Source organism: Enterobacter sp. Taxon_2 (assembly GCF_058355295.1).
Window position 1 is genome coordinate 3,536,895 of sequence record NZ_CM178024.1, and the last position, 14,708, is coordinate 3,551,602.

Here is a 14,708-nt window from a genome sequence, read left to right on the forward strand (position 1 = left end):
GATATTTTTTCACTGGGATGAGTGCATGAAAATTAAAGAGAAAACAATTGGGGCACTCGCTGCCCTCTCTTTCTGCTGCCCGGCATTTGCCGCAGAAGAAGCCCGACCCGCTGAACATGACGATACCCGAACCCCGGAAATTACCTCTCCGTCGTTTCGTTTTTATGGCGAGCTGGGGGTTGGCGGATATATGGATTTAGAAGGTCAGAATAAACATAAATACAGTGACGGCACCTACATTGAGAGTGGTCTGGAAATGAAATACGGGCACTGGTTCGGCCTGATTTACGGCGAGGGCTGGACCGTACAGGCTGACCATCAGGGGAACGCCTGGGTGCCCGACCACAGCTGGGGCGGATTCGAAGGTGGGCTTAACCGCTTTTACGGCGGCTACAAAACCGACGGCAACACCGAGATCATGCTCAGCCTGCGTCAGGACTCCTCCCTTGATGACCTGCAGTGGTGGGGAGATTTCACGCCCGATCTGGGCTACGTGATCCCCAACACCCGCGACATTATGTACGCGCTCAAGGTACAAAACCGCTCCGGGAACCTGCGCTACAGCGTCACCGCCACGCCTGCGGGGCACCATGACGAGAGCAAAGCCTGGCTGCATTTTGGTAAATACGATCGCTATGACGATAAGTATACCTATCCGGCGATGGCGAATGGCTATATCCAGTATGACATCGTCAAAGATGTCACCTGGATGAACGGACTTGAGGTCACCGACGGCACGGGACAACTCTTCCTGACCGGCATTCTGTCGCCCAACCTGGCGGCGCGCGCCTGGCATCACACCGGACGCGCCAGCGGCAAGGACGTCTCCGGGACTGAAACCGGCTATATGGTCAGCGCCATGATTGAAGCGTTAAAAGGCGTCTATCTCTCCACCGCTTACAGCTACGCAAAGCATCGCCCGGACAATGCCGCCGATGAAACAACCTCGTTTATGCAGTTCGGTATCTGGTATGAGTACGGCGGTGGACGCTTTGCTACCGCAGCCGACAGCCGCTTTTACATGAAAAATGCCTCCGGCGACCCGAGCGATCAGGTGTTCCTGATGCAATACGTCTACTGGTAAAAGGATCTTCCGATATGAAACTCAGCCTTACACCGCTGGCCTGCGCGCTGGCGCTCAGCTTTTCGGCTCACGCCACCGCTCCTGCTGATTTTAAAAATGTCATCAACCGTACCGGTGCGCCGGAATACATGCACGATTTCGACGCTGACGACCACCAGCGGTTTAATCCCTTTTTCGATCTGGGTGCCTGGCATGGTCATTTGCTGCCGAACGGGCCGCAGACCCAGGGAGGATTTCCCGGCGTAGCGCTGCTCACTGAAGAGTACATCAACTTTATGGCGACCAATTTCGATCGCCTGAATGTGTATCAGAACGGCAAAAAAATCGATTTTACCCTTGAGGCTTACAGCCTTCCCGGCGCGCTGGTGCAAAAGCTGAGCGCGAAAGATGTGCAGATCGTGATGACGCTGCGCTTTGCCACCGCGCGCACCTCGCTGCTGGAGACCCGCATCACCAGCAAGGCACCGCTGGAACTGGTGTGGGACGGCGAACTGCTGGAGAAGCTGGAGGCCAAAGAGGGCAAACCGCTGTCGGATAAGACCATCGACGGCGCATATCCGGACTATCAGCGCAGGCTGGTCCCCACCCGTGACGGCCTGAAAGTGACCTTTGGCAAAGTGCGCTCCACCTGGGATCTGCTGACCTCCGGCAGTTCCGAATATCAGGTGCATAAATCCCTCCTCGTCGAGACCACCGTCGACGGGCATCGCTTTACCAGCCGGGCACACATTACCGGCAGCACCACGCTGTATACCACCTACTCCCATCTGCTGAATGCCGATGAGGTGAAGCGCGAGCAGATGCAGATCCGCGATATTCTGGCGCGCCCGGCCGCTTATATGACGGCCTCGCAGCAGCGCTGGGAGGGCTATTTGCAGAAAGGGTTAACTAACCCTAACGCCACGCCAGAGCAAACCCGCGTGGCGGTGAAGGCCATCGAAACGCTGAACGGCAACTGGCGCTCGGCCGGCGGCGCGGTGCGCTATAACACGGTGACGCCATCCGTCACCGGACGGTGGTTCTCCGGCAACCAGACCTGGCCCTGGGATACCTGGAAACAGGCGTTTGCCATGTCGCATTTCAACCCGGATATCGCCAAAGAGAACATTCGCGCGGTCTTCTCCTGGCAAATCAAACCCGACGATCCGGTACGCCCGCAGGATGCCGGCTTTGTGCCGGATCTCATCGCCTGGAACCTGAGCCCGGAACGCGGCGGCGACGGCGGCAACTGGAATGAGCGCAATACTAAACCGAGCCTGGCAGCGTGGTCGGTGATGGAGGTATATCACACCACGCAGGATAAAGCCTGGCTGGCAGAAATGTACCCTAAACTGGTGGCCTACCACGACTGGTGGCTGCGCAACCGCGACCATAACGGCAACGGCGTGCCGGAGTACGGCGCGACCCGTGACAAAGCCCATAACACCGCCAGCGGGGAGATGCTCTTTACGGTCAAAAAAGGCGATAAAGAGGAATCGCTTTCCGGCCTGAACAACTATGCCCGGGTGATCGACAAGGGCCATTACGACAGTCTGGAGATCCCGGCGCAGGTTGCGGCCTCGTGGGAATCAGGTCGCGATGACGCCGCCGTATTCGGTTTTATCGATAAAGCCCAGCTGGATAACTACGTCGAAAACGGCGGCAAGCGCAGCGACTGGACGGTGAAGTTTGCTGAAAATCGCGATAACGAGGGCAAGCTGCTGGGCTATTCGCTGCTGCAGGAGTCCGTCGACCAGGCGAGCTACATGTACAGCGACAATCACTATCTGGCGCAGATGGCGAGCCTGCTGGGTAAAGAGCAGGAGGCCAGCCGCTACCGCCAGCTGGCGGATAAGCTCGCGACCTACATCAATACCTGCATGTTCGACGCGAAGAGCGGTTTTTACTATGACATCCGTATCGAGGATAAACCGCTGGCGAACGGCTGTGCGGGCAAGCCTATCGTCGAGCGCGGTAAAGGACCGGAAGGCTGGTCGCCGCTGTTTAACGGTGCGGCAACGCAGGCGCATGCGGATGCCGTGGTGAAGGTGATGCTGGATCCGAAAGAGTTCAACACGTATGTGCCGCTCGGGACTGCCGCGCTAACCAACCCGGCATTTGGTCCGGATATCTACTGGCGTGGCCGGGTGTGGGTCGACCAGTTCTGGTTTGGGCTGAAAGGGATGGAACGCTATGGCTACCGGGAGCAGGCTCAAACGCTGGCAGAAAACTTCTTTAAGCACGCGAAGGGATTAACGTCCGACGGCCCGATTCAGGAAAGCTACAACCCGCTGACCGGCGCGCAGCAGGGCGCGCCTAACTTCTCATGGAGCGCGGCGCATCTTTACATGCTGTATAACGACTTTTTCCGTAAACAGTAACGAGGGTGCGGTCTGCTTTGCCGGGTAAGCGCCAGCGCCACCCGGCCTACGGTTCGGGCTTTTGTAGGCCGGGTAAGGCGAAGCCGCCACCCGGCAGAAAAGCTACCGCGTGATCCACAGCGTGGGCCAGGCATCTGGCCCATTCCAGTTGTCGCAGCTGGGCTCCTCGGCGTAGCGCACCAGGCGGAAACGCTGGCCGTCGAAACGCCAGCGCGTCTGGATCCCGCAATCGCCCATACCGCGTCCCAGCGCGAGCGTTGTCAGCTCGCGCGTCTTCTCATCGAAGCTGGCGTTCATCAACTCCATCTCACTGCCGTCGCTTGACGGCGTAAACGGCAGACGCAGCCTGACGCTGCGGGCGGTGAACGGTTTTTTACGTGATACCAGCCACGCCAGATCAACCGTGTTATAGGCCCCCGCCTCGCAGCTGACGATCAGCAGCGCTTTGTCATCGGTTAACGCGGTGACGCGCACTTCCCGGCGGTTAGGATCCAGCGAGCACTGGCTGCTGTTCATCCGTCCGGTACCATAGTCCAGCAGGTCGTTCAGTTCGGCGTGGGAGAGTGGCGTCGGGGTCGGGTTGACGACCGCCACCTTTTTTAAGGCGGGTGCAGGCGGAACGCTTAACGGCGGATCGTCACCTTTCTTGATCCACGCGGTTTCGCTGCCGACGCGCTTTTGCTGCGCATCAATGAACAGCAGCGCGGCTTTCAGACCGCTCAGTGAAATGACCTGCTTACCGCCGCGCAGGGTCAGGGCCTTCCCTTCCTGGATGTTTTTCAGAAAGGCGGTGATGGTGGCCGCATCGTCCGTTTTCAGATGCCAGGGCGTGAGCTGCCAGCGCTGTTTGTCGAGCTTCAGAGGAACGTTATCCAGCAGCAGACGGGGAGCAATCTCAGGCTCTTTAACGGAGGGCGTATCAAGACCGCCGAGATCGATACGCAGCGTGGCATCCGTTTTCGCCCCGGCGCTTCGGGTGAGCGTCATGACCAGACCACGATGTTCGCCCGTGTTGCGGGCAAGGCAAAAGTTCTGGTTATTGCAGGTCACCTGCCAGTCAGAAAAGGCTTGCTGCGCGGGTGCAGCCCGCACCTGCGGCGCGAGGAGCACCCAAAACAGGGAAAATAAAAAGACGCTGTAGCGCATGAATGACACAATCCCGGAACGAAAACGCATAACTGGGCAGTATCTTCGTGTTCCCGCCGGGGTTGCTCAATCGGATTTATCAGATATACCCGAAAAACAGGCTATATCCGTTCGAAAGGGGTATTCATCAGCCCGGTAGTCTGTAAATACTGCAGTAATATCACCGCCTTACCATCCCTGATTTCCCCTGTTCGCACCATCTCCAGCGCTCGGGAAAAAGGAAGCTCCAGCACTTCGATATCTTCATCCTCGACCCCACCGCCCCGGTGAGTGCGCTGCGCGTCGCTGTATTCCGCGATGAAGAAATGGACGATTTCCGTCACGCCGCCGGGCGACATAAACAGCTCGAAGACCTTTTTGACCTCGCCCACTTCGAAGCCGGTTTCTTCTACGGCCTCTTTGCGGATACAAACTTCCGGCTCATCATCATCGAGCAGGCCCGCGCAGGTTTCAATCAGACGTCCGTCGGGGTTGCCATTGACCCATGTCGCCACCCTGAACTGGCGGATCAGCACCACGCTCCGCTTTTCACGGTTATAGAGCAGAATAGTTGCTCCATTGCCGCGGTCATAGACCTCGCGTTTGTGGCGGATCACTTCACCGTTGTTACGCGTAAGGTCATAGGTGATGTTACGCAGGACAAAGTAGTTTTCAGAGAGAATTTTGTCTTTGATAACGTCAATTTTCAGGGTCATACGGGCTCCACAACACAATGAGTCGTCCTATACTACGCCGTGAATCCCGCTTTGTCGCCCGCCGGTTTAATGATGTTCTGGCGCGTTAACCCCCAGCCAGTCGAGTATCCCTTGCGCCGCATGGCGGCCTTCCGCCATGGCGGTCACCACCAGATCCGCGCCGCGTACCGCATCGCCCCCGGCGAAGATCTGCGGGTTAGTCGTCTGGTAACGGTAACGGCTCTCGACGGAGGCAACGATCCGCCCCCAGTCATCCGTTTCGACACCCTGCGCCTGCAGCCACGGCATCGCGTGCGGGTTAAAACCAAACGCCATGATGACTGCATCCGCGGCCATCACGAACTCACTGCCCGCCACGGGAACCGGTCGCCGCCGTCCCTGCGCATCCGGCTCTCCAAGCTCGGTACGCAGCATCCGAATACCGTTGACTCTACAGCTCGAATTCAGCGTCAGCTCAACCGGCTGGACGTTAAATTCAAACGCCGCGCCCTCTTCTCTGGCGTTCTTCACCTCTTTCTTCGAGCCCGGCATGTTGGCCTCATCCCGACGATAGGCGCAGGTCACCTTCGCCGCACCGTGGCGTAACGCGGTGCGGACGCAGTCCATGGCGGTATCGCCCCCGCCAAGCACCACCACGTTTAAGCCATGGGTGTCGATGAACGGTTCGCTGGCCGTCGCCTCCAGCCCCATAACATGCCGCGTGTTGCCCACCAGGAAAGGCAGCGCGTCATAGACCCCTGGCGCGTCTTCATGCGGGATACCCGCCTTCATCGAACGATAGGTTCCCACGCCAATAAACAGGGCGTCGTAATCGTGCTTTAACTGCGACAACGATACGTCCTGGCCCACCTCGCAGTTCAGCTCGAAGCGGATCCCCATCGCAGTAAATATCTCTCTGCGCCGCGCGAGCAGCGATTTGTCCAGCTTGAATGCCGGGATGCCAAAGGTTAGCAATCCACCGATTTCCGGATGCCGGTCATAGACCGTCACGCTCACGCCGCTGCGCGCCAGCACGTCGGCGCACGCCAGCCCGGCAGGCCCCGCGCCGACAATCGCGACACGTTTATCTGTCGGCGTGACGGCGGACATATCCGGCCGCCAGCCCATCGCCAGCGCCCGATCGGAGATATAGCGCTCGATGTTACCGATGGTCACGGATCCCGCCTCTTCACGTATTGTGCAGGCCCCTTCGCATAATCGGTCCTGCGGGCAGACGCGGCCGGTAATTTCAGGTAAACAGTTGGTCTGATGAGAAAGCTCGACCGCGCCGGCGATATCCCCCGCGTTGAGGCGCTCAATCCACTGTGGGATGTGGTTATGCAGCGGGCAGGTCCATTCGCAAATGCTGTGCTCTCCGCATTTCAGGCAGCGCGACGCCTCGCGGGCGGCCTGCCCGTCCCGGAACGGCAGGTAAATTTCGTTAAAATGGCTTACGCGCTCTGCGGCAGCCAGTTTATCGGGCTCGCCGCGTGGCGCCGTCCCCTGCATCTGCTGCAGTTTGGTGCGCGGAGCATCTTCTCCGACGGCCTCCGCATGCCAGGGCTGCGCCTCCAGGCAGGCCGTGCGCTGTCGGCGCGATTTCGCCAGATGATCAAGGACAGCAGGCGTCGCCAGTGAGAGGACATCTGCCGGGCAATTTTCGATACAGGCCGGGCCGTGTGGCCGCGTCAGACAGAGATCGCATTTATTCGCCGAGGCCTTCACGCTGCCGTTGTCGAGCGGGGTGACGATAATCTCCATCGTGCCAAACGGGCAGGCCACCACGCAGGCCTTACAGCCGATGCATTTTTGTTGATTCACCTGTACGCTGTCATCGCATTTGCTGATGGCACCGTTCGGGCAGCTTTGCGCGCAGGGTGCATTTTCACAATGATGACAGGTCACGGGGCTGCTCTTCTCACCGGATCTCAGGACCGTAATACGGGGATGAAAATGGCGCTCGCTCAGGACATGCTGCTCATCGTTGTGCGCCATCACGCAGGCCACTTCGCAGGCGCGACACCCAATGCACTGCTGGCTGTTAGCCATAATAAAACGATTCATAACCACACCTGTTTTTGGTTCAATAACCTTTCTCTTTATAAGAGTATGGTATTTACGCATCACGGCGCGATCGGGCAATGTTCAAATGCCCGGAATGCCCAATTATTTCCAGTGAACCTGTGGCAGATCAATTTTATTCAGAGAGCCGTTCTGTGACCGTTAAACGACCCGTTTCCGGAAGCCTTGCCTGGGCTTTCTTTTCGATCATTGTCTTATCCGTGCTGACCAGCACCGTCGCGCTACTGACGCTGGCCAGCAGCCAGCGTGACGCCGAAGCCATTAATATCGCCGGCTCGCTGCGCATGCAGAGCTATCGTCTGGGCTACGAGATGCAGCGCAACAGCCCTTCCCTTGCTGCACATCGCGAGAGCTGGCAACAGACGCTCGGCGCGCCTGCCCTGCAGAAGCTGGACCGCTGGTACGTCCCGGACAATGTTAAAGCGCGCTACCAGCAGCTGCACGCGGCCTGGCAGGAGATGGATGCGCACATCGCCCGCGGCGACAGCGCGTGGTATCAAACCCATATTGAGGATTTTGTCGGCCGCATTGATGCCTTTGTGCTCGCCCTTCAGCACTACACCGAACATAAAATTCAGACAGTGACCCTGCTATCCCTGGCAGGCGCTCTCGGGATCCTGCTGCTGACGCTGTTTACCCTGCGACGCATCCGTCGCCAGGTGGTGCTGCCGCTTAACAATCTGGTGGCGGCCAGCGAACGGGTTGAGCGCGGGGAATTTGCAACCCCGGCGCCGGATTCCGCCCTGCCGAATGAGCTGGGCCAGCTCTCCCGCGCCTTCAACCACATGTCCGCCGAATTAGATACGCTCTACCGTTCGCTTGAGGCCTCGGTCGCGGAAAAAACGCGGCACCTGCACGAAGCCCACCAGCAGCTCGACATGCTGTTCAAGTGCTCGCAGGCGCTGAATACCGGCCAGATAGACAGCCACTGTTTCCGGCATATCCTGCAGATTGTCCATGACTATACGCAGATGAATTATCTGGAGCTGCGCACCAGCGACGACTGGCGGCTGTGTGAAGGGAAGGAGTCCAGGGGGATCCCTCTACAAAACCTGCCGGTACTGATGCAGGACACCCTTTACGGCGAGCTGCGCTGGCAAAGCGAAACGGACAGCGTCCCCCTTCCGCTGATGAGAAGCGTGGCGACCATGCTCGGGCGCGGGCTGTACTTTAACCAGGCGCAAAAACATTACCAGCAGCTGCTGCTGATGGAAGAGCGCGCCACCATCGCCCGCGAGCTGCACGATTCGCTGGCGCAGGTGCTGTCGTATCTGCGCATTCAGCTTGCGCTGCTCAAACGCGCCGTGCCGGAGGAAAATACTCCGGCGCAGACCATCATCTCCGACTTCTCCCGCGAGCTGAACAACGCCTGGCAGCAGCTGCGCGAACTGCTCACTACCTTCCGCCTGACGCTGAACCACGCGAATTTACCCGCGGCGCTACAGGAGTCCCTCGACGTCCTGCAGAGCCAGACGCAGGCTAAGCTGCATCTCGACTGTCGCCTCTCCTCGCTGGCGCTGGACGCGCAAAAGCAGGTGCATCTTTTACAGATCGTGCGTGAGGCCGTGCTGAACGCCATTAAGCACGCGCAGGCCAGCGAAATCGCGGTGAACTGCGTGACGGCAGCGGACGGTACGCACTGCGTCAGCATTCGTGACAACGGGATCGGAATTGGCGAGGCCAGCGAGCCGCCGGGACACTACGGGCTGAACATTATGCGTGAACGCGCGCAGCGGCTTGGGGGAACACTACACTTTTCACAGCCGCAAAACGGCGGCACGCTGGTCAGCGTGACGTTCCCGGTGCCCACGCCGTTAACAGGTAAATAACGGTAAAGGGGCAAGCGCAGGGAAAAGCGCATGATAATTTACATTATCTCCTTTATTTCTCCACGTTTGACCTTGCCCTTACCGCTAAAGTTATGCGGGCAATAAACAATAATGACGTGCAGCAAAACGAGGTCACACTTTCATGGCGAATTTCTTCATCGATCGCCCCATTTTTGCCTGGGTGCTTGCCATCCTGTTGTGTCTGACAGGTGTCCTGGCGATTACTTCACTTCCCGTTGAGCAATACCCCGACCTGGCACCGCCGAACGTGCGCGTCACCGCAAACTATCCCGGCGCGTCGGCACAAACGCTGGAAAATACCGTGACGCAGGTTATCGAGCAGAACATGACGGGTCTGGATAACCTGATGTACATGTCCTCGCAAAGTAGCGCCACGGGTCAGGCGACGGTGACCCTGAGCTTTAAGGCGGGTACCGATCCGGACGAAGCGGTACAGCAGGTCCAAAACCAGCTGCAGTCGGCCATGCGCAAGCTGCCCCAGGCGGTGCAGAACCAGGGCGTGACCGTGCGTAAAACCGGTGATACCAACATATTGACCATCGCCTTTGTCTCGACAGATGGCTCGATGGATAAACAGGACATCGCGGACTACGTCGCCAGTAATATTCAGGATCCTATCAGCCGGATTAACGGCGTCGGAGATATCGACGCCTACGGCTCACAATACTCGATGCGTATCTGGCTCGATCCCAACAAGCTGAACAGCTACCAGATGACGGCAACCGACGTGACGGATGCCATTAAAGCCCAGAACGCCCAGATTGCCGTGGGGCAACTGGGGGGAACGCCTTCCGTTGATAAGCAAGCTCTGAACGCCACCATCAATTCGCAATCCCTGCTGCAGACGCCGGACCAGTTCCGCAACATCACCCTGCGCGTGAATCAGGACGGGTCGGAAGTGCGTCTCGGCGATGTTGCCACGGTGGAAATGGGGGCGGAGAAATACGACTACCTGAGCCGCTTTAACGGCAATCAGGCCTCCGGCCTGGGGATTAAACTGGCCTCCGGCGCGAACGAAATGGCGACGGCGAAACTGGTGTTAGATCGTCTGGACGAGCTGTCGCAGTATTTCCCGCACGGGCTGGAGTATAAAGTCGCCTATGAAACCACCTCCTTCGTTAAAGCGTCGATTGAGGACGTGGTGAAGACCCTGCTGGAAGCCATCGCGCTGGTGTTCCTGGTCATGTACCTGTTCCTGCAAAACTTCCGCGCGACGCTGATCCCCACCATTGCCGTCCCGGTGGTGCTGCTGGGGACCTTTGCGGTGCTGTACGCGTTCGGGTACAGCATTAATACCCTGACGATGTTTGCCATGGTGCTGGCGATTGGTCTTCTGGTGGATGATGCCATCGTGGTGGTTGAAAACGTCGAGCGCATCATGAGCGAAGAAGGACTCACTCCGCGCCAGGCGACGCGCAAATCCATGGGGCAAATTCAGGGGGCGCTGGTCGGGATTGCGATGGTGCTGTCGGCCGTCTTTATCCCGATGGCCTTCTTTGGCGGCACTACCGGGGCGATTTACCGTCAGTTCTCGATAACCATTGTCTCGGCGATGGTGCTCTCCGTGCTGGTGGCGCTGATCCTCACCCCCGCGCTGTGCGCCACCATTCTGAAACCGCTGCACAAAGGGGAGCATCACGGTCAGAAAGGCTTCTTCGGCTGGTTTAACCGGATGTTCAACCGCAACGCCGCGCGGTATGAATCTGCCGTCGGTCGCGTACTGCACCGCAGCCTGCGCTGGATGATGATTTACGTTGTCCTGCTGGGCGGCATGGTCTGGCTGTTCCTGCACCTGCCCACCTCGTTCCTGCCGATGGAAGACCGGGGGATGTTCACCACCTCGGTGCAGCTTCCGAGCGGCGCAACGCAGCAGCAGACGCTGAAAGTGGTCCAGAAAGTGGAACAGTACTTCTTCACCAAAGAGAAAGATAACGTGGTGTCGGTCTTCTCTACCGTCGGCTCCGGTCCGGGCGGGAACGGGCAGAACGTCGCCCGCATGTTCGTCCGCCTGAAGGACTGGGACGAGCGCGATACCAGAACGGGAACGTCATTTGCCATCATTGAACGTGCGACTAAAGCCTTTGCGCACATCAAAGAGGCGCGCGTCTTTGCCAGCAGTCCGCCGGCGATAAGCGGGCTGGGCAGTTCTGCCGGTTTCGATATGGAACTGCAGGATCACGCCGGGGCGGGCCACACGGCGCTGATGGCGGCACGCGATAAGCTGCTAGCGCTGGCGGGCAACGATCCGGGCCTGACCCGCGTTCGCCATAACGGCCTTGATGATAGTCCGCAGCTCCAGGTGGATATCGATCAGCGTAAGGCACAGGCGCTGGGCGTCTCGATCAACGATATCAATGACACCCTGCAGACGGCGTGGGGCTCGAGCTATGTGAATGACTTTATGGACCGCGGCCGCGTGAAAAAAGTGTATGTCCAGTCCGCCGCACCGTTCCGCATGCTGCCGGACGATATCAACCGCTGGTTTGTCAGAAATAATGCTGGCGGCATGGTGCCGTTCTCCGCCTTTGCTAATTCGCACTGGGAGAGCGGCTCGCCGCGCCTGGAGCGCTATAACGGCTATTCTGCGGTTGAAATCGTCGGGGAAGCCGCGCCGGGCGTCAGTACCGGTACTGCCATGGACACCATGGAAAAACTGGTGCAGCAGCTGCCCGCCGGTTTTGGTCTCGAGTGGACGGCCATGTCTTACCAGGAGCGTCTCTCCGGGGCGCAGGCCCCTGCGCTTTACGCGCTCTCTCTGCTGGTGGTCTTCCTCTGCCTTGCCGCACTGTATGAGAGCTGGTCGGTCCCGTTCTCGGTCATGCTGGTGGTGCCCCTTGGCGTCATCGGTGCGCTGCTGGCGACCTGGATGCGCGGCCTGGAGAACGATGTCTACTTCCAGGTGGGCCTGCTCACCGTCATTGGGCTGTCGGCGAAAAACGCCATTCTGATCGTTGAGTTTGCCAACGAGATGAATGCCAAAGGCCACGAGCTGATGGCCGCTACGCTGCACGCCTGCCGTCAGCGCCTGCGTCCGATCCTGATGACGTCGCTGGCGTTTGTCTTTGGTGTTCTGCCAATGGCAACCAGCACGGGCGCGGGCTCCAGCAGCCAGCATGCGGTCGGGACCGGGGTGATGGGCGGCATGATTTCGGCCACCATTCTGGCCATTTACTTCGTTCCGCTGTTCTTTGTGCTGGTGCGTCGCCGCTTCCCGCTGAAGGAACGTCCTGAGTAAGTGGTTGAAATAAAAAAAGGCGGCTTTATCGGCCGCCTTTTTATTGTGTGATTAATTCACACTATGGTTATTTTACTTATTTTAGTGCTCTTGCAATTCTTACTGAATGTCATTTACGAAGCATGCCTTCGATAAAATCTTTCCAGTTCCCCAGTTCACGTTCAATCATAACAACCTCTCTTATTATTATGCGCATTCTACAAAAACGTACCATCATTGTGAAGACTATTTAACCAATTGCTGTGATTGTACCCCACGTCCCGCGGGGATTTATGATAAATATGAACGGAGAGCCCTCAATTTTTTGTGACGGCCAGCAATATTTTGAAATAACCCTACGGACGGGTGAGTTTTATTTTATTGGCTGACTTTATTGGGTTTTTAAAGTTTATGGACATCTATGCTTAAATGATGAAAGAATATTCAGCGTACAGTTGTGAGTCGAATTAAGAAGACACATTAATCCAGACGATTCCTGAATGTGTTATATTCCACTTAAGGATATATCTTCGAATTTACTGAACATTTAATTATCAGAACATCAAAAGGATTCACCATGGTTGTGATGTACGGCATTAAAAATTGCGACACCATCAAAAAAGCCCGCCGCTGGCTGGAAGCAAACAGCGTGGAGTACCGCTTCCACGATTACCGTGCCGATGGGCTCGATGCAGAATTTCTGCATAGCGCTATTCGCGAACTGGGCTGGGAAGCCCTGCTGAACACCCGCGGTACCACCTGGCGTAAACTGGACGACTCTCTGCGCGCCAGCATCAACGATGCCGACAGCGCGGCAAAACTGATGCTCGAGATGCCGGCAATTATCAAACGCCCATTGCTCTGCGCGCCAGGGCAGCCTATGCTGCTGGGTTTCAGTGAAACCCTTTATTCCGACTTTTTTCGTTGAGGTGTAGTTTATGTCATGCCCGGTCATTGAGCTGACTCAGCAGCTTATTCGCCGTCCTTCCCTTAGCCCGGACGACGCAGGTTGTCAGGCTCTTATGATTGAACGCCTGCGTGCCATCGGTTTTACCGTTGAACACATGGATTTTGGCGATACCCAGAACTTCTGGGCGTGGCGCGGCCAGGGTGAAACGCTGGCCTTTGCCGGGCATACTGACGTCGTTCCCGCAGGTGATGCGGATCGCTGGATTAACCCGCCGTTTGAGCCGACCATTCGCGATGGCATGCTGTTTGGTCGCGGCGCGGCAGACATGAAAGGCTCTCTGGCGGCGATGGTCGTGGCGGCAGAGCGCTTTGTGGCGCAGCATCCGAACCACAAAAACCGTCTCGCGTTTTTGGTCACCTCCGACGAAGAAGCCAGCGCGCACAACGGTACCGTGAAGGTCGTTGAAGCGCTGATGGCGCGCAACGAGCGTCTGGACTACTGCCTGGTCGGTGAGCCGTCCAGCACCGAAGTGGTGGGTGATGTCGTCAAAAACGGGCGCCGTGGCTCGCTGACCTGTAACCTGACCATTCACGGCGTTCAGGGGCACGTTGCGTATCCGCATCTGGCCGATAACCCGGTACATCGCGCTGCGCCGATGCTGAACGAGCTGGTGGGCATCGAGTGGGATAAAGGCAACGAATTCTTCCCACCAACCAGCATGCAGATTGCGAACGTCAAGGCCGGGACCGGCAGCAATAACGTGATCCCGGGTGATTACTTCGTCCAGTTTAACTTCCGCTTCAGCACCGAACTGACCGATGAGATGATCAAGGCGCGCGTTGTCGCCCTGCTGGAAAAATATCAGCTTCACTACACCGTGGAGTGGTGGCTTTCCGGCCAGCCATTCCTGACGCAGCGCGGTAAGCTGGTGGATGCGGTGGTGAACGCCATCGAGCACTATAATGAAATTAAGCCACAGCTGCTGACAACGGGTGGCACTTCAGACGGACGCTTTATCGCCCGTATGGGCGCCCAGGTTGTCGAACTGGGGCCAGTAAACGCAACCATTCATAAAATAAATGAGTGTGTCAATGCGGCAGATTTGCAACTGCTGGCCCGTATGTATCAACGTATTATGGAGCAACTCGTCGCCTGACGAACGCTCTGAGAGGAATAGCGAATGGATTGGCTTTCAAAGTACTGGTGGATTCTGGTGTTGGTTTTTCTGGTTGGCGTATTGCTGAACGTGATTAAAGACCTTAAGCGCGTTGACCATAAAAAATTTCTCGCCAACAAACCGGATCTTCCCCCGCACCGTGATTTCAACGACAAGTGGGACGATGACGACGACTGGCCGAAGAAAGACCAGAAGAAGTAATCGGTCTGTA

Annotated in this window: 11 protein-coding genes; 7 read left to right on the forward strand and 4 right to left on the reverse strand. The window is 57.6% G+C overall.

Annotation, left to right across the window (positions count from 1 at the left end):
• Positions 1-25: 25 nt before the first annotated feature.
• Positions 26-1,084, forward strand: a complete 1,059-nt coding sequence (gene ygjJ / locus AC4IC4_RS16775) for a protein YgjJ (RefSeq protein WP_491471550.1) — start codon at positions 26-28, stop codon at positions 1,082-1,084.
• 14 nt (positions 1,085-1,098) lie between these two features.
• Positions 1,099-3,444: an alpha-glucosidase gene (gene ygjK, locus AC4IC4_RS16780; RefSeq protein ID WP_491471551.1), complete on the forward strand. Its 2,346-nt coding sequence runs from the start codon at positions 1,099-1,101 to the stop codon at positions 3,442-3,444.
• Positions 3,445-3,546: 102 nt separating this feature from the next.
• Here the strand turns inward: ygjK and AC4IC4_RS16785 are convergent, their stop codons facing one another.
• From AC4IC4_RS16785 to aegA, 3 genes are all read right to left on the reverse strand, one after another.
• The gene (locus AC4IC4_RS16785) at positions 3,547-4,590 is read right to left on the reverse strand and encodes a DUF1176 domain-containing protein (RefSeq protein WP_024907576.1); all 1,044 of its coding nucleotides are present in this window, start codon (positions 4,588-4,590) and stop codon (positions 3,547-3,549) included.
• A 101-nt stretch (positions 4,591-4,691) separates the two neighbouring features.
• Complete coding sequence (gene nudK, locus AC4IC4_RS16790; protein ID WP_024907575.1) at positions 4,692-5,285, reverse strand: GDP-mannose pyrophosphatase NudK; 594 nt, start codon at positions 5,283-5,285, stop codon at positions 4,692-4,694.
• A 66-nt stretch (positions 5,286-5,351) separates the two neighbouring features.
• The gene (aegA, locus tag AC4IC4_RS16795; RefSeq protein WP_491471552.1) at positions 5,352-7,328 is read right to left on the reverse strand and encodes a formate-dependent uric acid utilization protein AegA; all 1,977 of its coding nucleotides are present in this window, start codon (positions 7,326-7,328) and stop codon (positions 5,352-5,354) included.
• Between the two features lie 152 nt (positions 7,329-7,480).
• Between aegA and narQ the strand changes: the two genes are divergently transcribed.
• Entirely contained in the window at positions 7,481-9,175 is a 1,695-nt protein-coding gene (gene narQ, locus AC4IC4_RS16800; protein WP_491471553.1) for a nitrate/nitrite two-component system sensor histidine kinase NarQ, read from the forward strand.
• 142 nt (positions 9,176-9,317) lie between these two features.
• Positions 9,318-12,431, forward strand: a complete 3,114-nt coding sequence (gene acrD / locus AC4IC4_RS16805; protein WP_024907572.1) for a multidrug efflux RND transporter permease AcrD — start codon at positions 9,318-9,320, stop codon at positions 12,429-12,431.
• Positions 12,432-12,540: 109 nt separating this feature from the next.
• On the opposite strand, the gene ypfM is transcribed toward acrD, so the two are convergent.
• Positions 12,541-12,600 carry a protein YpfM gene (gene ypfM, locus AC4IC4_RS16810; RefSeq protein WP_015572204.1) on the reverse strand — a complete coding sequence of 20 codons (60 nt, stop codon included), beginning with the start codon at positions 12,598-12,600 and terminating at the stop codon, positions 12,541-12,543.
• A gap of 387 nt (positions 12,601-12,987) precedes the next feature.
• Between ypfM and AC4IC4_RS16815 the strand changes: the two genes are divergently transcribed.
• Genes AC4IC4_RS16815 through AC4IC4_RS16825 form a run of 3 tightly spaced genes read left to right on the forward strand, consistent with a single transcriptional unit; the run spans position 12,988 to position 14,698 of the window.
• Entirely contained in the window at positions 12,988-13,338 is a 351-nt protein-coding gene (locus AC4IC4_RS16815) for an ArsC family reductase (RefSeq protein WP_032646769.1), read from the forward strand.
• A 10-nt stretch (positions 13,339-13,348) separates the two neighbouring features.
• Complete coding sequence (dapE, locus tag AC4IC4_RS16820; protein ID WP_491471554.1) at positions 13,349-14,476, forward strand: succinyl-diaminopimelate desuccinylase; 1,128 nt, start codon at positions 13,349-13,351, stop codon at positions 14,474-14,476.
• 24 nt (positions 14,477-14,500) lie between these two features.
• Positions 14,501-14,698: a YpfN family protein gene (locus tag AC4IC4_RS16825; RefSeq protein ID WP_014171111.1), complete on the forward strand. Its 198-nt coding sequence runs from the start codon at positions 14,501-14,503 to the stop codon at positions 14,696-14,698.
• Positions 14,699-14,708 lie beyond the last annotated feature (10 nt).

Excerpts from the sequence above, each read along its gene's own strand:
- AC4IC4_RS16825 (WP_014171111.1), top strand. The coding sequence starts at position 14,501 with ATGGATTGGCTTTCAAAGTACTGGTGGATTCTGGTGTTGGTTTTTCTG.
- dapE (WP_491471554.1), top strand. The coding sequence starts at position 13,349 with ATGTCATGCCCGGTCATTGAGCTGACTCAGCAGCTTATTCGCCGTCCT.
- AC4IC4_RS16815 (WP_032646769.1), top strand. The coding sequence starts at position 12,988 with ATGGTTGTGATGTACGGCATTAAAAATTGCGACACCATCAAAAAAGCC.
- ygjK (WP_491471551.1), top strand. The coding sequence starts at position 1,099 with ATGAAACTCAGCCTTACACCGCTGGCCTGCGCGCTGGCGCTCAGCTTT.
- ygjJ (WP_491471550.1), top strand. The coding sequence starts at position 26 with ATGAAAATTAAAGAGAAAACAATTGGGGCACTCGCTGCCCTCTCTTTC.
- nudK (WP_024907575.1), bottom strand. The coding sequence starts at position 5,285 with ATGACCCTGAAAATTGACGTTATCAAAGACAAAATTCTCTCTGAAAAC.
- AC4IC4_RS16785 (WP_024907576.1), bottom strand. The coding sequence starts at position 4,590 with ATGCGCTACAGCGTCTTTTTATTTTCCCTGTTTTGGGTGCTCCTCGCG.
- aegA (WP_491471552.1), bottom strand. The coding sequence starts at position 7,328 with ATGAATCGTTTTATTATGGCTAACAGCCAGCAGTGCATTGGGTGTCGC.
- acrD (WP_024907572.1), top strand. The coding sequence starts at position 9,318 with ATGGCGAATTTCTTCATCGATCGCCCCATTTTTGCCTGGGTGCTTGCC.